Raw genomic sequence first — 242 nt, 5'->3', positions numbered from 1 at the left:
CCTCAGTGAACATCGGGAAAAAGACAGCGGCATGAAGAACCCATCCGCAGCCAATCACGGCAAAGGTGCAGGCCGCCAAGTCAGCTTCCCGCTCAATGACAAACGGCCACCGAGTTACACCGACTGGATGAAACACCGCGTCGACAGCCCCCACGGCAAACAAATCTACAGCCACCGGATGTCCGTTGTCGAACCGGTCTTCGGCAACATCGGCACCAATAAACGATTGAACCGCTTTAGCC

1 protein-coding gene is annotated in these 242 nt (G+C 56.2%); it reads left to right on the top strand.

Translation table 11 applies throughout. The features are described from left to right. Nucleotides 1–31 precede the first annotated feature (31 nt). The coding region (locus Q4563_RS22000) for a transposase (protein WP_303606053.1) at nucleotides 32–242 on the top strand (211 nt) is incomplete at its 3' end.

The sequence above is a fragment of the Gilvimarinus sp. 1_MG-2023 genome (assembly GCF_030548285.1).
Note: the sequence above shows the minus strand (reverse complement) of the source record. Positions and strands in the feature narration are given on the sequence as shown.